At 76.1% G+C, this 20690-nt stretch carries 23 protein-coding genes; 19 read left to right on the top strand and 4 right to left on the bottom strand.

Annotated elements, in window-relative coordinates; genetic code table 11:
- The first annotated feature begins 1 nt into the window (after nucleotide 1).
- From ACI79P_RS04025 to ACI79P_RS04010, 4 genes are all read left to right on the top strand, one after another.
- On the top strand, nucleotides 2–826 hold the full coding sequence (locus ACI79P_RS04025) for a cytochrome c biogenesis CcdA family protein (protein ID WP_456579735.1): 825 nt from the start codon (nucleotides 2–4) through the stop codon (nucleotides 824–826).
- On the top strand, nucleotides 823–2442 hold the full coding sequence (gene resB, locus ACI79P_RS04020; protein ID WP_456579734.1) for a cytochrome c biogenesis protein ResB: 1620 nt from the start codon (nucleotides 823–825) through the stop codon (nucleotides 2440–2442). The genes ACI79P_RS04025 and resB overlap by 4 nt, the downstream gene beginning before the upstream one ends.
- The gene (gene ccsB / locus ACI79P_RS04015; protein ID WP_456579733.1) at nucleotides 2435–3379 is read left to right on the top strand and encodes a c-type cytochrome biogenesis protein CcsB; all 945 of its coding nucleotides are present in this window, start codon (nucleotides 2435–2437) and stop codon (nucleotides 3377–3379) included. Before resB ends, ccsB begins: the two co-directional genes overlap by 8 nt.
- 116 nt (nucleotides 3380–3495) lie before the next feature.
- On the top strand, nucleotides 3496–3786 hold the full coding sequence (locus ACI79P_RS04010; RefSeq protein WP_456579732.1) for a hypothetical protein: 291 nt from the start codon (nucleotides 3496–3498) through the stop codon (nucleotides 3784–3786).
- Between the two features lie 23 nt (nucleotides 3787–3809).
- Here ACI79P_RS04010 and ACI79P_RS04005 read toward each other — a convergent pair whose 3' ends face one another.
- Nucleotides 3810–4022: a hypothetical protein gene (locus ACI79P_RS04005; protein WP_456579731.1), complete on the bottom strand. Its 213-nt coding sequence runs from the start codon at nucleotides 4020–4022 to the stop codon at nucleotides 3810–3812.
- 48 nt (nucleotides 4023–4070) lie between these two features.
- Between ACI79P_RS04005 and ACI79P_RS04000 the strand changes: the two genes are divergently transcribed.
- Together ACI79P_RS04000 and ACI79P_RS03995 are read left to right on the top strand one after the other, a co-directional pair.
- Nucleotides 4071–4556 (top strand): Lrp/AsnC family transcriptional regulator, encoded by a 486-nt coding sequence (locus tag ACI79P_RS04000; protein WP_456579730.1) that lies wholly within the window; start codon nucleotides 4071–4073, stop codon nucleotides 4554–4556.
- Entirely contained in the window at nucleotides 4549–4875 is a 327-nt protein-coding gene (locus ACI79P_RS03995) for a DUF4229 domain-containing protein (protein WP_456579729.1), read from the top strand. The genes ACI79P_RS04000 and ACI79P_RS03995 overlap by 8 nt, the downstream gene beginning before the upstream one ends.
- Before the next feature lies 1 nt (nucleotide 4876).
- Here ACI79P_RS03995 and ACI79P_RS03990 read toward each other — a convergent pair whose 3' ends face one another.
- Both ACI79P_RS03990 and menE read right to left on the bottom strand, forming a co-directional pair.
- A complete protein-coding gene (locus tag ACI79P_RS03990; protein WP_456579728.1) occupies nucleotides 4877–5746 on the bottom strand; it encodes a 1,4-dihydroxy-2-naphthoate polyprenyltransferase in 870 nt (289 codons plus the stop codon).
- Nucleotides 5746–6867: an o-succinylbenzoate--CoA ligase gene (menE, locus tag ACI79P_RS03985; RefSeq protein WP_456579727.1), complete on the bottom strand. Its 1122-nt coding sequence runs from the start codon at nucleotides 6865–6867 to the stop codon at nucleotides 5746–5748. The genes ACI79P_RS03990 and menE overlap by 1 nt, the downstream gene beginning before the upstream one ends.
- A gap of 88 nt (nucleotides 6868–6955) precedes the next feature.
- Here menE and ACI79P_RS03980 point away from each other — a divergent pair, with 88 nt between their 5' ends.
- Entirely contained in the window at nucleotides 6956–7918 is a 963-nt protein-coding gene (locus ACI79P_RS03980; protein ID WP_456579726.1) for an o-succinylbenzoate synthase, read from the top strand.
- On the top strand, nucleotides 7915–9600 hold the full coding sequence (menD, locus tag ACI79P_RS03975) for a 2-succinyl-5-enolpyruvyl-6-hydroxy-3-cyclohexene-1-carboxylic-acid synthase (protein WP_456579725.1): 1686 nt from the start codon (nucleotides 7915–7917) through the stop codon (nucleotides 9598–9600). Before ACI79P_RS03980 ends, menD begins: the two co-directional genes overlap by 4 nt.
- Nucleotides 9601–9603: 3 nt before the next feature.
- Here the strand turns inward: menD and ACI79P_RS03970 are convergent, their stop codons facing one another.
- A complete protein-coding gene (locus tag ACI79P_RS03970) occupies nucleotides 9604–10848 on the bottom strand; it encodes an isochorismate synthase (RefSeq protein ID WP_456579724.1) in 1245 nt (414 codons plus the stop codon).
- Nucleotides 10849–10883: 35 nt separating this feature from the next.
- On the opposite strand from ACI79P_RS03970, the gene ACI79P_RS03965 reads away from it, so the two are divergent.
- The 11 genes from ACI79P_RS03965 (at nucleotide 10884) to nuoE (ending at nucleotide 20690) form a co-directional block, all read left to right on the top strand.
- Nucleotides 10884–11603: a demethylmenaquinone methyltransferase gene (locus tag ACI79P_RS03965; RefSeq protein WP_456579723.1), complete on the top strand. Its 720-nt coding sequence runs from the start codon at nucleotides 10884–10886 to the stop codon at nucleotides 11601–11603.
- Nucleotides 11600–12478: a DNA polymerase beta superfamily protein gene (locus ACI79P_RS03960; protein ID WP_456579722.1), complete on the top strand. Its 879-nt coding sequence runs from the start codon at nucleotides 11600–11602 to the stop codon at nucleotides 12476–12478. The genes ACI79P_RS03965 and ACI79P_RS03960 overlap by 4 nt, the downstream gene beginning before the upstream one ends.
- A 61-nt stretch (nucleotides 12479–12539) precedes the next feature.
- A complete protein-coding gene (locus tag ACI79P_RS03955; RefSeq protein ID WP_456579721.1) occupies nucleotides 12540–14066 on the top strand; it encodes a DUF222 domain-containing protein in 1527 nt (508 codons plus the stop codon).
- Between the two features lie 128 nt (nucleotides 14067–14194).
- Nucleotides 14195–14344: a hypothetical protein gene (locus ACI79P_RS03950; RefSeq protein ID WP_456579720.1), complete on the top strand. Its 150-nt coding sequence runs from the start codon at nucleotides 14195–14197 to the stop codon at nucleotides 14342–14344.
- A gap of 7 nt (nucleotides 14345–14351) precedes the next feature.
- Nucleotides 14352–15011, top strand: a complete 660-nt coding sequence (locus ACI79P_RS03945) for a phosphoribosyltransferase (RefSeq protein ID WP_456579719.1) — start codon at nucleotides 14352–14354, stop codon at nucleotides 15009–15011.
- An 88-nt stretch (nucleotides 15012–15099) separates the two neighbouring features.
- Nucleotides 15100–16371, top strand: coding sequence for a geranylgeranyl reductase family protein (locus ACI79P_RS03940; RefSeq protein ID WP_456579718.1), 1272 nt, complete (start codon nucleotides 15100–15102; stop codon nucleotides 16369–16371).
- 92 nt (nucleotides 16372–16463) lie between these two features.
- On the top strand, nucleotides 16464–16826 hold the full coding sequence (locus ACI79P_RS03935) for an NADH-quinone oxidoreductase subunit A (protein ID WP_091931123.1): 363 nt from the start codon (nucleotides 16464–16466) through the stop codon (nucleotides 16824–16826).
- A 10-nt stretch (nucleotides 16827–16836) separates the two neighbouring features.
- Complete coding sequence (locus ACI79P_RS03930) at nucleotides 16837–17511, top strand: NuoB/complex I 20 kDa subunit family protein (protein WP_456579717.1); 675 nt, start codon at nucleotides 16837–16839, stop codon at nucleotides 17509–17511.
- The gene (locus tag ACI79P_RS03925; RefSeq protein WP_456579716.1) at nucleotides 17508–18257 is read left to right on the top strand and encodes an NADH-quinone oxidoreductase subunit C; all 750 of its coding nucleotides are present in this window, start codon (nucleotides 17508–17510) and stop codon (nucleotides 18255–18257) included. Before ACI79P_RS03930 ends, ACI79P_RS03925 begins: the two co-directional genes overlap by 4 nt.
- 22 nt (nucleotides 18258–18279) lie before the next feature.
- The gene (locus ACI79P_RS03920) at nucleotides 18280–19611 is read left to right on the top strand and encodes an NADH-quinone oxidoreductase subunit D (protein WP_456579715.1); all 1332 of its coding nucleotides are present in this window, start codon (nucleotides 18280–18282) and stop codon (nucleotides 19609–19611) included.
- Nucleotides 19608–20690, top strand: a complete 1083-nt coding sequence (gene nuoE / locus ACI79P_RS03915; protein WP_456579714.1) for an NADH-quinone oxidoreductase subunit NuoE — start codon at nucleotides 19608–19610, stop codon at nucleotides 20688–20690. Before ACI79P_RS03920 ends, nuoE begins: the two co-directional genes overlap by 4 nt.

The following is a 20690-nucleotide window of genomic DNA, read 5'->3' as shown; positions in this document are numbered from 1 at the left end:
CGTGGGGGAGACCTTCGCCGGCCTGGTCACCGACGGGCCGCTGCTCGTGGCGGCCGGCGTCGCCGCGCTCGTGGGGCTGATCAGCTTCGCCTCGCCCTGCGTGCTGCCGCTGGTGCCCGGCTACCTCTCCTACGTCACCGGGCTGGTCGGCAGCGGCACCCGGACCGCGGCCGCCGCACCCGCGCCCTCCGGGGGTGGCACGGCGACGGCGGTGCGCGCGCCGGTGGACGACCGCGCGCCCCGCGGTCGGGTGGTGCTCGGCGCGCTGCTGTTCGTGCTCGGCTTCACCCTCGTCTTCGTGGCCTTCGGCGCCGCGTTCGGCGGGCTGGGCCGGCTCCTGGTCGAGCACGCCGAGACCCTCAACCGGGTCTTCGGGGCGATCACGGTCGTCGTCGGGCTGGGCTTCCTCGGCTGGCTGCCGCTGCTGCAGCGCACCAAGCGGCTCCGCGCGCGGCCGGTCACCGGGCTCGCCGGGGCCCCGCTGCTGGGCATCGTCTTCGGCCTGGGCTGGACGCCCTGCCTGGGGCCGACCCTCGGCGCGGTCTACTCGCTGGCGGTCTCCGAGGCCACCGCCGGGCGCGGCGCGCTGCTGGGCGTCGCCTACTGCCTGGGCCTCGGCGTCCCCTTCCTGCTGGTGGCGCTGGGCGCCCGCTGGGCCGTCGGCGCCACCTCGTTCCTGCGCCGGCACGCCCGCGCCGTCACCCGCTTCGGCGGCGCCGTCCTGGTCCTCATCGGCCTGCTCCTGCTCACCGGCGCCTGGGCCGAGATGATGGGCTGGCTGCGCTCGTGGCTGGCGGCCACCGGCTTCGGGGACTCGGCGCTGTGAGCGTCGAGGCACCCCCGCGGCCGGCTGCACCCGCCCCGCCCCCCGGGCCCTCGGCGGGCCGGCGGCTGGGCGGTCTGCTGCTGCGCTGGTGGCGGCGGCTGACCGCGATGCGCACGGCGATCGTGCTGCTGTTCCTGCTGGCGCTCGCGGCCGTGCCCGGGTCGCTCCTGCCGCAGCGGGCGCTGTCGCAGAACAACGTCAACCAGTACTTCGCCGACCACCCCGAGCTCGCTCCGGTGCTCGACCGGCTCTACCTCTTCGACGTCTTCAGCTCGCCGTGGTTCGCCGCGGTCTACCTGCTCCTCTTCGTGTCGCTGATCGGCTGCGTGCTGCCGCGCGCCGCCGAGCACGCACGGTCCCTGCGCACCCCGCCGCCGCCGGCACCGCGGAACCTCCTGCGGCTGCCGGACTCCGGGCGGCTGACCGCGCCGGCGGCCCCCGGCGCCGCGCTCGACCTCGTCGAGGAGGAGCTGCGGGTGCGCCGCTTCCGGGTCGTCCGCCGCCAGGGCGCGCGCGGGCCGGAGCTCTCGGCCGAGAAGGGCTACCTCAAGGAGACCGGCAACCTGGTCTTCCACCTCTCCCTGCTGGCCCTCCTGCTCGGCCTGGCCGGGGGGAAGCTGTGGGGTTACGAGGGCAGCATCCTGGTCACCGAGGGGCAGGGCTTCTGCAACTCCTTCCAGCAGTACGACACCTACTCCGCGGGCCCCTTCGTCGACAGCGGCGACCTCAACGCTCTCTGCGTCGACCTCGACCAGTTCCGCGCCGAGTACGAGGAGAACCTCACCGCCGCCTCGTTCACCGCCGACATCCGCTACGGCGCCCCCGCCGGAGAGGAGCGCTCCCGGACCATCGGCGTCAACGACCCGCTGCGCCTCGACGGTGACCGGGTCTACGTCACCGGCCACGGCTTCAGCCCGACGTTCACCGTCACCGTGCCGGACGGGACGACGTTCACCGACCTGACCGTGCCCTTCCTGCCCACCGACCAGCAGACGATGGCCAGCGAGGGCGCGCTCAAGCTGCCCGACGTCCCCGGCCAGGAGGAGCAGCTGGCGGTGGAGGGGTTCCTCGCCCCCACCGGCCTGCTGCAGGGTGGCGTGCTCACCTCGGTCGACCCGCGGCCGCTCGCGCCGCAGGTGGCGCTCATCGCCTACTCCGGCTACCTCGGCCTCGACTCCGGCCTGCCGCAGTCGGTCTACTCGATCGACCAGAGCCAGATCGAGCGCGGCCGGCTCACCGAGGTCGGTGCCGCGAACCTGTCGGTGGGGGAGACGCTGGACCTCCCCGACGGCACCCGGGTCACCTTCACCGGGGTCAAGGAGTTCGCCGCCCTGCAGTACTCCCACGATCCCGGCCAGCTGTGGGTCCTGGGCGCGGCCATCGCCCTGCTCGGCGGGCTGCTCGGCATGCTGCTCCTCCGCCGCGAGCGCGTCTTCGCCCGGGCCGAACCGGCCGCCGGCGGCGGCGGTACCGTGCTCACGCTGGCGTCGCTGACGCGCGGCGGTGGCGAGGGCGGCTCCCGGTTCGAGGCCCTGTCCGACGACCTGCGGGACGCGCTGGCCGCGGCCCCGCCCGCCCGCACCGCACCCGATCCGGAGGTCCCCCCGCGTGACTGACCCGTCGCTGGCCGAGCTGTCGGACAGCCTCTTCTCCGTGAGCGTCGCCATCTACTCCGTCGCGCTGCTCGCCTTCTGCGCGCAGCTCGCCTTCGGCCGGCGCGTGTCCCGGACCCGCGAGCTGGCCGCCGTCGGCGCCGGCTCCGGCGGCGGCACCCCCGAGCAGGTCCCGGCCGGCGAGACGCCGCGGGGCAACCGGTGGGGGCTCGCCGCGATCGGGCTGACCGTGCTGGGCGCGCTCACCCACACCGGCATCCTCGTCACCCGCGGCCTGGCGACCGACCGCCTGCCGTGGGGCAACATGTACGAGTTCGCGACGGCGGTCGTGCTGGTCGCGGTCGTGGCGTACGTGGTGCTCGCGGTGCGCACGCCCAACCTGCGGCACATCGGCGTCTTCGTGCTCGGCCCGGTCGTGCTCTCGCTGGTGGCCATCGGGCTGGGCCTCTACACCGAGGCCGCGCCCGTCGTCGCCGCGCTGCGGTCCTCCTGGCTGGCCATCCACGTCACCGCGGCGATCCTCGGCTTCGGCATCTTCATGGTCAGCGGCATCGCCAGCGCCCTCTACCTGGTGAAGTCGCGCCCCGGCGCGGACGAGGGCACCGGCGTCGTCTCCCGGCTGCCCGCGGCCGCCACCCTCGACCGCGTCGCCCACCGCACCGCGGTGCTCGGCTTTCCGATCTGGACCTTCGCCGTCATCGCCGGCGCCATCTGGGCCGAGGCGGCCTGGGGCCGCTTCTGGGGCTGGGACCCGAAGGAGACCTGGTCCTTCGTCGCCTGGGTCGTCTACGCCGCCTACCTGCACGCGCGCACGACGCCGGGCTGGCGCGGGCGCAAGGCGGCGTGGGTGAACGTGGTCGGCCTCGCGGTCATGATCTTCAACCTGACCTTCGTCAACCTGGTCTCCAGCGGGCTGCACAGCTACGCCGGGGTCGAGTGACGGCCTCCCCCGTCCGGGCAGCGCCGCGCCGTCAATGCCGCCGGTTGTCCGGCCCCCGTGCTTCCATGCCCCCATGGAGCTGACCAGCAGCGCACCGGCAGGTGGGGAGACGTCCCGTGGGTAGGCACGAGGCCGCCGAGGGCGCGTCGCCGCACCCGCTCGTCGCCGCGGCGCTCGCCGGCCGGCCGGCCGACGCGGCCGGCGGCCACCGCCACGCGCCGCCGGCCGTGGCCGAGCAGGGCGACCTGGGCTGGCCGGGCGACGAGCCCGCCCCCGGGGGAGGCGGGCTCGGCTGGCCGGGCGACCTGGCCGCGGACGAGCAGGCGGCGGAGCCGCCGGCCGTCACGGCGGGCACACCGCAGAAGCGCGGCTGGCGACGCCTGTTCGGCGCGGCACCGGCCGCCTGAGAGGGAGACCTCTCCGCCGGGTCCTACGTGGGGGAGCCGTCGTCCCGGCGGGCCCGCCGCTCGAGCTCGCGGAGGAACTCCGGGTCGTCGTCGGGAGCCACGAACTTCACCGGGCCCCGGGGCCGCTGCGGGCGGCGGGCGGGGCGTGCGCTCCCCTCCGGGCCGGCGTTGGCCGCGGCGCGCACCACCAGGGCGACCACCACGACCGCCATCACGAGAACCACCAGGAACAACACGGGCCCACCCCCTCGTCGGACTCCAGCGTACGTCGGCGGTGATACTCGGTGCCGCACAACCGACACGGGTACCCCCGGGCAGGACGGAGAACCGCCATCGACGCCGTCGACCGGCAGCTGGTCGAGCTGCTGCGCGCCAACGGGCGGGCCAGCTACGCCGAGCTCGCCCGGCAGGTGGGGCTCTCCTCGCCCGCCGTGCACGAGCGGGTCGGCAAGCTGGAGGCGGCCGGGGTGATCACCGGCTACCGCGCCGTCGTCGACCCGGCGGCGGTGGGGCTGCCCGTGACCGCGCTGGTGAGCCTGATCGAGAGCGACGCCGTCGACGAGACCCGGGTCCAGGACGGGCTGCTCGCCCTGCCCGCCGTCGAGGACTGCTGGCGGGTCGCGGGTGGCGAGGACTACGTGGTGAAGGTCCGCGTGACCGACATCGCGGCACTCGAGGAGGCCATCGACGCGTTGAACCGCATCAGAGGGGTCGCACGCACGAGGACGACGGTCGTTCTCTCGACCAAGTGGGAGGGCCGTCATGGCTGAGCAGGACCAGACCCCGGCCGGTACGCCGGTCGGCCCCGCGGGGGGCGCGGCCTCGCCCCCGAAGGTGCTGCCCTGGCTGCTGCTCTACACCGTCGGGCGGTTCGCGATCGCCGCGGCGCTCGTGCTCATCCTCTGGTGGGCGGGTCTGGGCAGCTTCCCGGGGCTGCTGTTCGGCCTGCTGCTGTCGATGCCGGTCTCCTACGTCCTGCTCCGGCCCTCGCGCGAGCGGCTCACCGAGGCGCTCGCGGCCCGCAGCGTCGCCCGCCGCGCGGCCAAGGAGGACCTCCGGAACCGGCTCAGCGGCGGCGCGGCCGGGTAGCTCAGCTCAGCGCCAGCCCGACGGCCAGGAGGACGCCGGTGACCAAGGTCAGCACACCGGTGGAGGCGAGCACCCCGATGAGCGCCGGTCCGCGGCCGCCGGCCAGCACGGTCCGCACCGGGGCCGGCGCGAGGGGCGCGGCGGCCAGCGCGAGCAGCGCCCACGGCCGCGCGACGCCCACGGCGGCGACGACCAGGAACGGCACGACCAGCAGCGCCGCGTAGAGCAGCCGCGTGCCGCGGTCACCGAGCAGCACGGCGAGCGTGCGCTTGCCGACCCGGGCGTCGCCCTCGATGTCGCGCAGGTTGTTCACCACCAGGATCGCCACGATCAGCAGCCCCACGGGCACCGAGACCGCGAACGCCAGGGCGGGCAGGGTGCCGGTCTGCACGTAGGTGGTGCCGACGACGGCGACCGGGCCGAAGAAGACGAAGACGAAGACCTCGCCCAGGGCCCGATACCCGTAGGGCAGCGGGCCGCCGGTGTAGGTCCAGGCCGCCGCGATGCAGACCGCGCCCACCGCCACCAGCCACCAGCTCGAGAGCGCCGCCAGGGCGAGCCCCGTGACCCCGGCGACGGCGAAGGAGGCGAGCGCCGCGACCAGCACCTGCCGCGGGGTGGCGGCGCCGGAGCCGACCAGCCGCATGGGGCCGACCCGGTCGGCGTCCGTGCCGCGCCTCCCGTCCGAGTAGTCGTTGGCGTAGTTGACGCCGACCTGCAGGGCCAGGGCCACGACCAGCGCGAGCAGCGCGGGCGCCGGCCGGAAGCCGTCCAGCGCGACCGCGGTCCCGGTGCCGACGAGCACCGGCGAGACCGCCGCCGGCAGGGTGCGGGGGCGGGCGCCGGCCAGCCACTGGGCGGGGGTGGCCATCAGACCTCCGGGGTGCGGGCCGCGACGGCGCGGCGGTCGGGCTTGCCCGTGTGCAGGGTGGGGACCGCGTCGATCAGGTGCAGCTCCCGGGGCGCGGCCGCGGCGCCGAGCCGCTGGGCCACCCACGGGCGCACGTCGGCGAGGGCGGGGGTGGCGCCGGCGGCCGGGACGACGGCGGCGACGACGCGTTGCCCCCACTCCGGGTCCGGGCGGCCGAAGACGACGGCGTCGGCGACGGCGGGGTGTTCCCGCAGCGCGGCCTCCACGGCGGCGGGCGCGACGTTGACCCCGCCGGAGATGACGACGTCGTCCAGCCGGCCGTGCACGGTGAGCCGGCCGTCCCCGTCCAGCGTGCCCGCGTCGCGGGTGCGGAACCAGCCGTCGGCGAAGGCGGCCGCCGTGCCCCCGGGGTCGCCGCGGTAGCCCAGCGCGAGGACCGGGCCGGCCAGCTCCACGCCGCCGTCGGCGATCCGCACGCCCACCCCGTCCAGCGGCAGGCCGTCGTACACGCACCCGCCGGCGGTCTCGGTCATGCCGTAGGTGGTGACGACGGCGACGCCCTCGGCCCGGGCCCGGGTGAGCAGCGCCGGATCGGTGGCGGCGCCGCCCACCAGGATCGCGTCGAAGGCGCGCAGCGCGTCCGGCTCCGCGTCGAGCGCGCGGCGGAGCTGGGTGGGGACCAGCGCGGTGTAGCGGCGGTCGCCGGAAGGCATGCGGGCGAGGGCGCCGGCCAGCGGCTCGCCGTCGCCGAGGCGGGTGGCGGTGCGCCCGGCGAGCAGGGAACGGCAGAGCACCTGCAGCCCGGCGATCGCCGACACCGGCAGCGCCAGCAGCCAGCTGCCGGGGCCGCCGAGCCGGTCGAGCGTGGCCGTCGCGGAGGCCCGCAGCGCGGTGGCGGGCAGCAGCACCCCGCGCCCGCCCCCCGTGGAGCCGGAGGTGACGACGACGAGGTCGGTGCCGGCCTCCAGCGGCTCGTCGGGGCGGAGCACGGCGCGAGCGGCATCCACCACGGCCGGGGGGCCGGCGGGCAGCACGGCCAGCGGGCGCCCGCCGTCCAGCGCCGCGCGGACGTCGTCGTCGGAGAGCTCGCCCGCGGCCACGAGGGTCAGCTGCCGAGCCACGAGGGACGAGCCTATGCGGCTGCCTGCAGGGGCCCGCCACGAGCCTGCGAGGGGAGGGGAAAGGCGCCCTTCTCCTAGGCTGATCACCGTGACCGCCGTCCCCGCCGCCGCGCTGCCGACGGGGATCACCGGGCTGGCCGTCTACGAGGTGCCGTTGCGGGCCCGCTTCCGGGGCATCGACGTCCGTGACGGGGTGCTCCTGCGCGGCCCGGCGGGCTGGGGCGAGTTCTCGCCCTTCTGGGACTACGACGCCGCCGAGAGCCGCCGCTGGTGGGCCGCCGCCGTCGAGGCCGCCGTGGAGGGCTGGCCCGCGCCCGTGCGAGCCAGCGTGCCGGTGAACGTGACGGTGCCCGCGGTCGACGCGGAGCGGGCGCACGCGATCGTGACCGCCTCCGGGTGCCGCACCGCCAAGGTCAAGGTCGCCGAGCCGGGGCAGACGCACGAGCACGACCGCGCCCGCGTCGAGGCGGTGCGCGACGCCCTGGGCCCCGGAGGCGCGATCCGCGTCGACGCCAACGCCGCCTGGGACGTCGACACCGCGGTGCGGCGGATCCGCGAGCTCGACGCCGCCGTCGGCCTGGAGTACGTCGAGCAGCCGTGCGCCACGCTCCCGGAGCTCGCCGCCCTGCGCCGGCGGGTGGACGTGCGCGTCGCCGTCGACGAGGGCGTGCGCCGCTCGGCCGATCCGCTCGCCGTCGACCTGCGGGAGGCCGGCGACGTCGTCGTCCTCAAGGTGCAGCCGCTGGGCGGCGTGCGGGCGGCGCTGCGCGTGGCGGAGGCCCACGGCCTGCCGTGCGTCGTCTCCTCGGCGCTGGAGTCCTCCGTCGGCATCGCCGCCGGGGTGGCGCTGGCCGCCGCCCTGCCGGAGCTGCCGTTCGCCTGCGGCCTGGCCACCGTCGCGCTCTTCACCGGCGACGTGTCGTCGTCCCCCCTGCTGCCGGTCGACGGCGCGCTGCCGGTGGTGCGGCCGGAGCCGGATCGCGTCCCCACGGCCGGTGAGGCGACGGTCGCCCGGTGGCTGACCCGGATCGACGAGGTGCTCGCCGCGTGAACCCCTCCACCGCGTTCGCCCGCGTGCTGGTCGACGAACTGCTCCGCGGCGGCGTCACCAACGCGGTGCTCGCCCCCGGCTCCCGGTCGGCGCCGCTCGCCCTGGCGCTCGCGGCGGCCGAGCGGGAGGGCCGGCTGCGGCTGCACGTGCGCATCGACGAGCGGACGGCGGCGTTCCTCGCGCTCGGGCTGGCGAAGCGGTCCGGCCGCCCGGTGCCGGTGGTCACCACCTCGGGGACGGCGACCGCACACCTGCACGCCGCCGTGCTGGAGGCCGACGCCGGCGGGGTGCCGCTGCTGGCGCTCACCGCCGACCGGCCCCCGGAGCTCCGCGCGACCGGCGCCAACCAGACCATCGAGCAGGCCGGGCTGTACGGCGGCGCGGTGCGCTGGGCGGCCGACGTCGGCGTGCCCGAGGCCGGCCGTGAGGAGGCGCAGAACCGCTACTGGCGCTCGCTCGCCGCCAAGGCGCTCACCATCGCCTGCGGCACGCTCTCGGCCGACCCCGGTCCGGTGCACCTGAACCTCGCGCTGCGTGAGCCGCTGCTGCCCGACGACGAGCCCGCCGAGCCCGCCGGCCCCTGGGCGGGCCGTCCCGGCGGGCGGCCGTGGACGGCGGCCGAGCCGTCGGCGGGCTGGGCGGCGCAGGCTCACCGCCTGCCGCCGCGCACGCTGGTGATCGCCGGCGACGGCCCGCTGCACGCCGCACCCGGGATCTCGGAGGGCTCCGCGTGGCCCGTCGTCGCCGAGCCGAGCAGCGCGTTCTGGGGGCTGCCGGGCGGGCTCCGCGGGGGCGTGCTGGCGCTCGGGGCGGCCAGCTGGCTGGCCGCCCACCGGCCCGAGCGGGTGCTCGTGGTGGGCCGCCCGACGCTCTCCCGGCCGGTCAACGCCCTGCTGGCCGACCCGGCCGTCACGGTCGAGACGGTGAGCGCCTCCCCGCGGTGGGCCGACGCCGGGCGGTCGAGCACCGGTGTCCGGCGGCTGTTCGCCGGTGCCGAGCCCGACGAACCGGTCGACGCGGAGTGGGCCACCACGTGGCACGCGGCCGCCGAGCGGGTGGGTGCGGCGGTCGACGCGGTGCTGGACGAGGCGCCGGGGATGACGGCCGCGCGGCTGGCCCGCGACGTCGTCGCCGCGTTGCCCGCCGGCGCGCTGCTGGTGCTGGGGTCCTCGACGCCGGTGCGCGACGTCGACCGGCTGGCCGTTCCGCGGGCCGACGTGAGCGTGCTGGCCAACCGGGGGGTCGCGGGCATCGACGGGACGGTCTCGACCGCCGTGGGGGCCGCTCTGGTCCACGGGGGGCCGGCGTTCGCGCTGATGGGCGACCTGACGTTCCTGCACGACCTGACCGGGCTGCTGCTCGGCGAGGGCGAGCCGCGGCCGGACCTCACCGTGGTGGTGCCCGACAACGACGGCGGCGGGATCTTCGCCCAGCTCGAACCGGGGCAGGACCGGCACGCCGCGGACTACCGCCGGGTGTTCGGCACCCCGCACGGGCGCGACCTGGTGGCGGTGGCCGAGACGCTGGGCTGGCCGGCGGCGCGGGTGTCGACCCCGGCGGAGCTGGCGGCGGTGCTGGGGCTGGGCGGCCCGCAGGTCGTCGTCGTCCGCACCGACCAGCGCGCCGAGGCGCAGTTGGCGACCGACCTCCGTGCCGCCGCCGCCCGGGCGCTGGGCGAGTAGCCCTCAGCTCTCGAGTGCGGCCTGGAAGGCAGCGAACTTCGACTGCGTCTCGGCCAGCTCGGCGGCCGGATCGGAGCCGGCCACGATGCCGCACCCGGCGAACAGGCGCGCCCCGCCGTCACCGGTCAGCTCCGCGCAGCGCAGGGCGAGGCCGAACTCGCCGTCGCCCCGGGCGTCGATCCAGCCGACCGGCCCGGCGTAGCGGCCGCGGTCCATGCCCTCCAGCTCAGCGATCAGTGCGGCGGCGTCGGCGGTGGGGGTGCCGCACACGGCGGCCGTGGGGTGCACCGCGCCCACCAGCTCGAGCAGGCCGGCCGGGGCGCGCTGGGTGCCGACGACGTCGGTGGCGAGGTGGCGCACGTTGGCGAGGGTGAGGAGCTCGGGCTCCTCCGGCGCGGTGAGCTCGCTGCAGTAGGGCTCCAGGGCCCGCACCAGCGAGTCGACGGCGAGCGCGTGCTCGGCGCGGTCCTTCGCCGACCCGAGGAGCGCCGCGGCCAGCCGCTCGTCCTCCGCGCCCGCCCCCCGCGGGGCGGTGCCGGCCAGCACGCGGGAGGAGAGCCGCTGCCCGCTGCGTCGCAGCAGCAGCTCGGGGGTGGCGCCGAGCAGCCCGTCGACGGCGAAGGTCCAGCAGCCGGGGAAGCGCCCGGCCAGCCGGTGCAGCAGCCGCCGTGCGTCCAGGGCGGGCTCGGCGGAGACCAGCAGGTCCCGGGCCAGCACCACCTTGGCCAGGTCGCCGGCGGCGATCCGCTCCACCGCCTCGGCGACGGCGGCGCACCAGCTCGCGGGGTCCAGCGCCCCGTCGGCGTAGCGCAGGCGGGGGGCGGGTCCGGTGCCGTCCGGGACGGGCGCCGGCAGCTCCGGCGCGGTGCCGATCGCGGTGACCCACCCGACGCCGTGGCGCCGCCCCACCACCACCTCGGGGACGACGAAGACCGACGTCCCGGCCACCGGGTCGAAGGCGATGCTGCCGAAGAGCACCGGGCCGGAGCCGGGGACGCCGAGGTCGTCGCTGACCTCGAGCCCGGCCGAGTACTCCTCCCACCAGTCCGCGGCCTCGGCCAGCGCGCCGCGCCCGGACACCTCGAGCCGGGCGGCCTCGCCCCAGCCCACGAGGCCCTCGCCGCGGCGCACCCAGGACAGCCCGCCGCCGGCCGGGAGCAGGTCGAGCAGCTCGCCCGCGTCGTCCGCGCGGACCGTGCTGACGGTGCGCGCGGCCGCTGCCGGGGAGGTCAGGGCGGCCGCGGTCACGAACCCAGACTAGGCAGCCTTGTAGCGTCGACGCCGTGGCAGACCGGCGAGACAACCCGCACACCGCCGGCGTGAGGGCCGGCCTGGACAAGCGGCCGGCCGAGGTCGCGGCGATGTTCGACCGGGTCGCCGAGCGCTACGACATCACGAACACGGTGCTCTCCGGGGGCCTGGACGCCTCCTGGCGGCGGGCCACCCGCGACGCGCTGGGCGCCCGCCCGGGGCAGACGGTGCTGGACGTCGCGGCGGGCACGGCGGTCTCGACGGTGGAGCTCGCGGCCGGCGGCGTGCACGCGATCGCCTGCGACTTCTCCCAGGGCATGCTGCGCGCCGGCGCCGCCCGTCCGGTGCCGAAGGTGGCCGGTGACGCGATGGCGCTGCCGCTGGCTGACGAGAGCGTCGACGGCGTGGTCATCTCCTTCGGGCTGCGCAACGTCGCCGACCCCGACGCGGCGCTCCGCGAGTTCTCCCGCGTGACGCGGCCGGGCGGCACGCTGGTGGTCTGCGAGTTCTCCAGCCCTACTTGGGCGCCGTTCCGCACCGTCTACACCGAGTACCTGATGAAGGCGCTGCCGCGGATCGCCCGCGCGGTGAGCAGCAACCCCGAGGCCTACGTCTACCTGGCGGAGTCGATCCGCGCCTGGCCCGACCAGCCGGCGCTCGCCGCCCGCCTGCAGGAGGCCGGCTGGGCGGACGTCGCCTGGCACAACCTGACCGGTGGGATCGTCGCCCTGCACCGGGGCCGCAAGCGGTGAGCCGCGGGGCGCGGGTGATCCTCGGCGACCGGTCGCTGCCTCCCGGCTACGCCCACCCGCACGCGTCGGAGGAGGCGCGGCGGATCGCCGAGGAGGGCACGGTGCTGCGCGCCCAGGTCGGGTCAGGGGTCCACGGCACCTCGATCACCGGGCAGGACGACCGCGACGAGATGGGCCTGTGCCTGGAGCCGGCGCCGTTCGTCACCGGACTGGCCAAGGTTCCCGCGGGCGTCGGCTCCCGGGCGTGGGTCGACTTCGAGCAGTACCACCGGCACACCGCCTGGGACCGGCCCGGCGGCCTGGCGAACAGGTCTGGCGCCGGTGACCTCGACGTCGTCGTCTACTCGGCGCGCAAGTGGGCGCGGCTGGCCCTGGAGGGCAATCCGTCGGTCCTGCTCCTGCTGTTCGTGCCCGACGAGGAGGTCGTGCACCGCGACGAGGTGGGTGTCGAGCTGACCGACAACGCCGACCGGTTCGTGTCCCGCCGGGCGGGGGAACGGTTCCTGGGCTACCTCCGGGCGCAGGCGGCGGCGATGACCGGCGAGGTGGGGGCGCACACCAACCGCCCTGAGCTCGTGCTGGAGCACGGCTACGACACCAAGTACGCGATGCACGCCCTGCGGCTGGGCTGCCAGGGTGTGGAGCTGCTGACCACCGGGCGGATCTCTCTGCCCGTGCCCGAGCCGGCGCGCTCCCGGCTCCGGGCGGTCCGTCAAGGCGAGGTCCCGCTCGCCGAGGTCCGCGCCGAGCTGGCCGACGTCGAGGCGCGGCTGGTCGACCTGCAGGACAGCCCGGCGGTGCCGGCCGAGCCGGATCGGGTGTGGGTCGACGGCTGGCTGTACCGCGCCCACCTGGCGTACTGGTCGGCGGGCTGACGCCACCGGGTGTCTCCCGGGACGACCCGGAACTGTCGTACCTCGCACGTATGTTCGATCCATGACCACCGCCGAGCTGCGCCGGACCCCCGTCGAGGGTGCGCTCGTCGGTTGGTTGCTCGAGCTGCCGCCGACGGTCTCGCGGTTGCCGGTGGGGGTGCTGTCCGCCGCCGAGAAGGCGGCTGAGCTGCGGCGGCTGCAGGCGCGCCGTGCCATGGACGCTGCCTACGAGGCCGAGCTGGTGATGGGGCTGGCCGCCGACCGGCCCGACACCGACGACCCACCTCCGGGGCATCCCGGGGCGCGCCGTCGCGGGCCGGGGTCGCCGGTCCCGGGGACGAGCGAGTTCCTGCCCGACGAGCTGGCGGCGGTGCTCAACTGCTCCCGCCCGTTCGCCACCGGCGTGCTCTCCGACGCCTACGTGCTGGTGGAGCGCATGCCCGCGGTCTGGGCGGCCTGCGCGGCCGGCGAGCTGGACTGGTTCCGCGCCCGGGTCTTCGCCGGCGTGCTCGGCCATGCCTCGGACGAGGTGATCGCGGCCGTGGTCCCCGGCCTGCTCCCCGGAGCGTCGGGGCTGTCGTCCGGCCGGTTGCGCGCCCGGTTGGTGGCCGCCGGGATCGCCGCGGACGAGGAGTTCGCGGAACGGCGGCGCGTCGAGGCCGAGGCGCGGGCCGGGGTCCGGGTGCACGCGACCGGCGACGGGCTCTCCGCCCTGACCACCGAGCTGCCCTCGCCGGTGGCGGCGGCGATGTGGTCGGCGATCGACCAGGCCGCCCAGCTGGCCCGCACCGGGGGCGACGACCGGCCGATCGGGGTCCTCCGGGCCGAGGCGCACGCCGCCCTGGTCCTGCGGCCGTGGGACACCTCCCGCCCGGCGATGACCGGGCACGTCACGGTGGTTGCCCCGCTGGCGGCGCTGGCCCGGTCGGGTGGCACCGGTGCATCGGCCGGGCGTGCGGACGGCATCGGCGGCGAGACGGGGCCGAGCGTGGACGGCACCCCGATCACCGCCGCCCACCTCCGGGAGCTCATGGCGCGCCTCGGCGCGCTGGGGGTCCAGGCCCCACCGGCGGGCAGCCTGGCGGTGGCGATCACCGGCGACGACGGCGCCCTCCTCGCCGCCGCGACCGCCACCGAGCTGCGCCGGCTCGCCATCCGCGGCTGCACCACGCACGGCGCGGCTGCCGACTGCGGCTGCCCGCTGGTGGGGCGCCCGGCGGCGGTGGCCGGGCACGACCCCTCCGCGGCCCAGGAACGGTTCCTCCGGCTTCGCGACCGCACCTGCCGGCACCCCGGGTGCGGCCGACCGGCCGCGCGCACCGACGCCGACCACGTGGTGCCCTACGACTGCGGCGGTCGCACCTCCTGCGAGAACCTCTGCTGCCTGTGCCGTACGCACCACCGGCTGAAGACCTTCGCCCGCGGCTGGCGCTTCGAGTTGCTGCCCGGCGGCACGCTGCGGGTGACGACGCCCAGCGGGATCACCCGGGCGACCCGGCCGCCGGGTCTGCGCGACCTGACGGCACAACCTGCGCTGCCCGCGCCGCGCCGGGCAGGGGTGCCGACGGTCGATCCGCCGCCCTTCTGAGGGCCTCCGGCGAGAGGTGTCCAGTTCTGCGTGGTGGCGCCTCCGTTGCGGGTGCGCGGCACGTGATGCGCCGCCGTGGGTCCGCGCGCGGGGTGGGGCGGTCGGCGGAAGTGTCCTAGCGTCGGACCATGACCAGTCCCACCACGCCGCAGCCCCAGGATCCCGACCCCGCGCCCACGGACCCGGTGGAGCCGCTCCCCGACCCGATCCCGAAGCCCGACCCCGACCAGCCGGGCAACCCGCCGACCCCGGGACCGGACCCGGTCCCCGTGGTCTAGGACCGCCGTGCAGCGCGCCCGCTACGCCGACCGCCGCGACGCCGGGCGGGTGCTGGCGGGCGCGCTCACCGGGCGGGTGGGCGCCGGCGCCCTGGTGCTCGGGCTGCCCCGCGGAGGTGTCCCCGTCGCCGCTGAGGTGGCCGGCGCGTTCGGCGCGGAGCTCGACGTCCTCGTCGTCCGCAAGCTCGGCGCACCCGGGCAGCCGGAGCTGGCGATGGGTGCGCTCGCCGCGATCGGCGACCGCGTGGAGACCGTGTGGGTACCCGCGGTCCGGGATCGCTTCGCACCCGACCCGGAGGCGGTGGCCGCCGTCCGCGACCGCGAGCTCGCCGAGCTGCGCCGCCGGACCGAGGCGTACCGCGGCGACCGGCCGGCCCCCGTCGTGGCCGGCCGACACGTCCTGCTGGTCGACGACGGCCTCGCCACGGGCGCGAGCATGCGTGTCGCGGTCACCGCCGTGCGGGCGAACGGCCCCGCCCGCCTCGCCGTCGCCGTCCCCGTGGGGCCGCCCGCTGCCCTCGCCCAGCTGGCCGCCGACGTCGACGACCTGGTGTGCCCGGAGGCGCCGACGGGCTTCCGATCGGTCGGGCAGGCCTACGACGACTTCTCCGAGACCTCCGACGACGAGGTGCTCAGGGCCCTGCGCCGAGGGGGGACTGTCGGCTAGATCACACCGCGGCCTAGACTCGGGACCGACGACTTTGTGAAGTCTTTCACAAGGTGCATCGGGGTCGACGACGGACCGGAGGGGCGACATGGCGCGGACCGCAGCGGCGCACGCTGCCGACGTCGTGGTCGTCGGTGCCGGGCCGGCCGGCTCCAGTGCGGCCTGGCACCTGGCCCGCACCGGGCTGGAGGTCGCGCTCCTGGAGAAGGCCGAGTTCCCCCGGGAGAAGGTCTGCGGCGACGGGCTGACGCCGCGCGGGGTGAAGGCGCTGCACGACATGGACGTCGACACCGCCGGGCCCGGTTGGGTGCGCCGCCGCGGGCTCCGCGTGCACGGCGGCGGGCGGGTCGCCGAGGTCGACTGGCCACGGCTGGACTCCTGGCCCGACCACGGCCTCGTGCGCACCCGCCGCGAGCTCGACGCGCTGCTGGCCGACCAGGCACGCTCGGCCGGCGCCCGCCTGGTCACCGGCACCACCGTCACCGAACCGCTGCTCGACGACGACGGCCGGGTGGTCGGGGTCCGCGGGGAGGCGGGCGGCGACCGCGAGCCGGTCACCTGGCGGGCGCCGCTGGTCGTCTCCGCGGAGGGGCTGTCGGGCCGGCTGGCCAAGGGGCTGGGCCTGGTGCGCCGCACCGACCGCCCGCTGGGGGTCGCCCTGCGGGGGTACGTGCGCAGCCGGCGCAGCGACGACGACTACCTCGACATCGCCTTCGACCTCACCGCCGACGGCCCGTCGCGCGAGACCCTGCCCGGCTACGGCTGGATCTTCGGCATGGGCGACGGGACGGCGAACGTCGGCTACGGCCTGCTCGACACCCGGCGCGGCACCGGGGCGGACCGCCGCTCGGTCCTCCGCCGGTGGCTGGATCTCTTCCCCGCCGAGGATGGCCTGGGCGAGGACGACGCCGTCGGCCCGCTGCGGGGCGCCGGCCTCCCGATGGCGCTCTCCCGCGGCCCGGCCTACACCCGTGGGCTGCTGCTGGCCGGGGACGCCGCCGGCACGGTGAACCCCTGCAACGGCGAGGGGATCAGCGCCGCCCTCGAGAGCGGCCGGATGGCCGCGGAGACCGTGGTGGCCGCGCTCGCGGGCCCGGCCGGCGCGGCGCGCGAGGCGGTGCTGCAGCGCTACCCCGACCGGCTGCGCGCCGAGCTCGGCCGCCACCACCGGTTGGGGCTGGGCTTCCTCGCGCTGCTGGCCCGCCCGGCGGTGGTCCGCCTGGCCATGGCCCGCGGCCTGCGCCGTCCGGCGATCACGGACGCCATGCTGCGGGTGATGGGCAACCTCAGCGACGGCCGCGACGGGGACGTCGTCGACCGGGCGCTCGCCGTGCTCCTCCGACTGACCCCGGCGACCTGAGTGGCTGCCGTGACGACCCGCCACCCCGACACGGACGCTCCGTGGTCGGATCGTGACCCGTACGTGACCTCCATCACCCTAGGGTGCCGCTGATGCTGTCGACATACGTCCCGATCGTCGGGCTCTTCGCGCTCGCTGCGGCGTTCGCGCTGTTCTCGGTGGCCGTCGCCCCGTTCGTGGGGCCCCGGCGCCACAACCGCGCCAAGCTCGCGGCCTACGAGTGCGGCATCGAGCCGGTCGACCAGCCGCTCACCGGTGGCCGGTTCCCGGTGAAGTACTACCTGACGGCGATGTTGTTCATCGTCTTCGACATCGAGATCGTCTTCCTCTACCCCTGGGCCGTCGCCAACGACGCCCTCGGCGTCTGGGGGCTGGTCGCGATGGTCCTGTTCATCGGCACCGTCTTCCTCGCCTTCGCCTACGAGTGGCGGCGTGGCGGGCTCGAGTGGGACTAGGGGACATCTGATGGGACTCGAGGAGAAGCTGCCCAGCGGCGTCCTGCTGACCAGCGTGGAGAAGCTGGTGAACTGGACGCGCAAGTCGTCGCTGTGGCCGGCGACGTTCGGGCTGGCCTGCTGCGCGATCGAGATGATGGCGTCGGGGGCCGGCCGCTACGACCTGGCCCGCTTCGGCATGGAGGTCTTCCGCGCCTCGCCGCGGCAGGCCGACCTGATGATCGTCGCGGGGCGGGTGAGCCAGAAGATGGCCCCGGTCCTGCGCCAGATCTACGACCAGATGCCCGAGCCCCGCTGGGTGCTCGCCATGGGCGTCTGCGCGAGCTCGGGCGGCATGTTCAACAACTACGCGATCGTCCAGGGCGTCGACCACGTCGTCCCCGTGGACATGTACCTGCCCGGCTGCCCGCCGCGGCCGGAGATGCTCATGGACGCGATCCTGAAGTTGCACCACAAGATCCAGCACGAGCCTCTGGGCGCCAAGCGCGCCCGCCAGCTGGAGCGGGCGCAGGCGGACGGGACCGCGAAGGACCTGCACGTCGAGATGCCGTCGACCGTGCGCGTGGACAAGGAGGCCCGCCGCGCGTACGAGGCGGCGGCCGCCGAGGGGCGCACCGGGCAGTTCCTGATCGAGCGCCGGGACGGCAACGCGGTGCTGCTCCCGGGCGCGGGGGACCGGCGATGAGCAACGACGGCGGCGAGGTCGTCCCGGGCCGCGAGGAGGCCGGGTACGACGACGCCACGGCCCCCTCCGGCGGGTTCCGCACGGGCGCGTTCGGGGTCGCCGGCAGCGGGGACACCTCGGGGTTCGGCGGGCTGGTCCGCGTGGAGCCCGGCGGGGCGGTGGCGCTGCACTCCACCGACCGCCCCTACGGCGGCTGGTTCGACGAGGTCACCGACGCGCTGATCGAGGCCGTCGGCGAGGGCACCTACGCCGCCGCGGTCCACCGGGTGCTCGTCGACCGCGGCGAGATCACCTACTTCGTCGGCCGGGAGCACCTGCTCACCCTCGTGCGGGCGCTCCGCGACGACGAGGCGCTGCGCTTCGAGCTCTGCAGCAGCGTCTCCGGCGTCGACTACCTCGACAGCGGCGGCCCGGCGGTCGCACCGGGCCGGCCGCGGCTGCACGTCGTCTACCACCTGACCTCGATGACCTACCGGCGCCGCATCCGGCTGGAGGTGGCGGTGACCGCGGAGGACCCGCACGTCCCCTCGGTCACGGGCGTCTACCCGACGGCGGACTGGCACGAGCGGGAGACCTACGACATGTTCGGCGTCGTCTTCGACGGCCACCCGGCGCTGACCCGGATCCTCATGCCCGACGACTGGGACGGGTTCCCGCAGCGCAAGGACTACCCGCTCGGCGGGATCCCGGTGGAGTACCACGACGCGGTGATCCCGCCGCCGGACACGCGGCGGGCCTACCGGTGACCGGCGTCGAGGAGGGGCAGCGATGAGCACGACCTACGACCCCGCCGACCCGTACGCGGGTTCGCGGGAGACCACCGAAGGCCGGGTCTACACCGTCACCGGCGGGGACTGGGACGTCACCCTCGGGGCCGATCCGCACGGCGAGGAGCGCCTCGTCGTCAACATGGGCCCGCAGCACCCGTCCACGCACGGCGTCCTGCGGCTGGTCCTCGACCTCGAGGGCGAGACGGTCACGAAGGCGCGGGTGGTCATCGGCTACCTGCACACCGGCATCGAGAAGAACACCGAGTACCGCAACTGGGTGCAGGGCACGACCTTCGTGACCCGCATGGACTACCTCGCGCCGCTGTTCAACGAGGCCGGCTACTGCATGGCCGTCGAGAAGCTGCTCGGCGTCGAGGTGCCGCAGCGCGCCCAGACCATCCGCCTGCTCGTCATGGAGCTCAACCGGATCGCCTCGCACCTGGTCGCCCTGGCCACCTTCGGCATGGAGATGGGCGCCCTCACCGGTATGACCAACGGCTTCCGCGAGCGGGAGATGGTCCTCGACCTGCTCGAGGAGATCACCGGCCTGCGGATGAACCACGCCTACATCCGCCCCGGCGGCCTGGCGCAGGACCTGCCCGAGGGGGCGGTCGAGCACATCCGCGAGTTCCTCCAGGTGATGCCGAAGCGGGTGACCGACTTCCACCGGCTGCTCACCGGCCAGCCGATCTGGCAGGCCCGGCTCAAGGACGCCGGCTACCTCGACCTCACCGGCTGCGTGGCGCTCGGCGTCACCGGGCCGATCCTGCGCGCCACCGGCCTGCCCTGGGACCTGCGCAAGGTCGAGCCCTACCTCGGCTACGAGACCTACGACTTCGAGGTCCCCACGGCCGACACCTGCGACGCCTGGGGCCGCTACCTCGTGCGCATGTCCGAGGTGAACGAGTCGCTCAAGCTCATCGAGCAGGCGCTGGACCGGCTCGAGCCCGGCCCCGTGATGGTCGAGGACCGCAAGATCGCCTGGCCGGCGCAGCTCTCCCTCGGGCCCGACGGCATGGGCAACTCCCACGAGCACGTCGCGCACATCATGGGCCAGTCCATGGAGGCCCTGATCCACCACTTCAAGCTGGTCACCGAGGGTTTCCGGGTGCCGGCCGGCCAGGTGTACGTGCCGATCGAGTCGCCCCGCGGCGAGCTCGGCTACCACGTCGTCAGCGACGGGAGCACCCGCCCGTGGCGCGTCCACGTGCGCGACCCCAGCTTCGTGAACCTCCAGGCCACCGCGGCGATGAGCGAGGGCGGCATGATCGCCGACGTCATCGCCGCGATCGCATCGATCGACCCGGTGATGGGGGGAGTGGACCGATGAGTGCACTGCCAGGCAGCCCGGAGGGGACGGCGGTCACCGGGCTGGACTCCAGCCCGGTCGACGTCGGCTCCCTGGCCGAGGTGCCGCCGCTGCCCGAGCAGGCGCGGCTCGAGGCGCGGGAGATCATCACCCGCTACCCGCAGCCGCGCTCGGCGCTGCTGCCGATGCTGCACCTGGTGCAGAGCTACCAGGGCTACGTCACCCCCGAGGGCGTCGCGCTCTGCGCCGAGGAGCTGGGCCTGACCAAGGCCGAGATCGGTGCGGTCGCGACCTTCTACACGATGTACAAGCGCCGCCCCACCGGCCGGCACCTGGTCAGCGTCTGCACCAACACGCTCTGCGCCGTCCTCGGCGGGCAGCGGATCATGGACGCCCTCTCGGCCGACCTCGGCGTGCACCACGACGAGACCACCGCCGACGGGTCCATCACCCTCGAGCACGCCGAGTGCCTCGCCGCCTGCGACTACGCGCCCGTGGTCACCGTCGACTACGAGTTCTACGACCAGCAGGACGTCGAGAGCGCCCGCGCGCTGGTGGCGGCGCTGCGCCGGGGCGAGAAGCCGCTGCCCACCCGCGGCGCCCCGCTCACCGACTTCCGGGGCGTCTCCCGCCAGCTCGCCGGGTTCTCCCAGCACCCGGACGACGCGGCCGCGGCCGCCGCCGTCGACGCGCCCGGTGACTACGGTCCGACCCTGCGGGGGCTGCACCTCGCCGCCGAGCGGGGTGAGCAGGCCCCGCCGATGCGCGGGCCGGAGCCCCACCCGTCCGACGCGGGCGAGCCGCGCGAGACGGTCCGGCCGTCGGGGAGCACCGGCGAGACCCCCGGGCAGGAGGCGGCGGACGCGCGCGTCGCCGCCGCGGACACCCCGGCGGAGAAGGCCGGCGCCGCCGGTTCGCACCCCGACGCCCCCGAACCCGCCGGTCGCCGGCTGCCCGACGGCCGCTCGGGCACGGAGACGCCCGCGGGCGCCGAGCCGGGCACCGGCGACCAGAGCCCCGCCACCCCACCCCCGGCCGGCGAGGGGTCCGACGGGCCCTCCCGGACCACCCGGGGCCGAGCACCGAAGCGGAGGCGCTGA

Source organism: Blastococcus sp. SYSU DS0510 (assembly GCF_054050835.1).
The sequence above is the reverse complement of the archived record's forward strand: the minus strand, read 5'-3'. Positions and strand labels throughout refer to the sequence as shown.

Coding starts and splice junctions, on each gene's coding strand:
- ACI79P_RS03935 (WP_091931123.1), top strand. CDS start 16,464: ATGCTGTCGACATACGTCCCGATCGTCGGGCTCTTCGCGCTCGCTGCG.
- ACI79P_RS03990 (WP_456579728.1), bottom strand. CDS start 5,746: ATGGCCACCCCCGCCCAGTGGCTGGCCGGCGCCCGCCCCCGCACCCTG.
- ACI79P_RS03930 (WP_456579717.1), top strand. CDS start 16,837: ATGGGACTCGAGGAGAAGCTGCCCAGCGGCGTCCTGCTGACCAGCGTG.
- ACI79P_RS03940 (WP_456579718.1), top strand. CDS start 15,100: ATGGCGCGGACCGCAGCGGCGCACGCTGCCGACGTCGTGGTCGTCGGT.
- ACI79P_RS03995 (WP_456579729.1), top strand. CDS start 4,549: ATGGCTGAGCAGGACCAGACCCCGGCCGGTACGCCGGTCGGCCCCGCG.
- ACI79P_RS03955 (WP_456579721.1), top strand. CDS start 12,540: ATGACCACCGCCGAGCTGCGCCGGACCCCCGTCGAGGGTGCGCTCGTC.
- nuoE (WP_456579714.1), top strand. CDS start 19,608: ATGAGTGCACTGCCAGGCAGCCCGGAGGGGACGGCGGTCACCGGGCTG.
- ACI79P_RS03920 (WP_456579715.1), top strand. CDS start 18,280: ATGAGCACGACCTACGACCCCGCCGACCCGTACGCGGGTTCGCGGGAG.
- ACI79P_RS03950 (WP_456579720.1), top strand. CDS start 14,195: ATGACCAGTCCCACCACGCCGCAGCCCCAGGATCCCGACCCCGCGCCC.
- ACI79P_RS03925 (WP_456579716.1), top strand. CDS start 17,508: ATGAGCAACGACGGCGGCGAGGTCGTCCCGGGCCGCGAGGAGGCCGGG.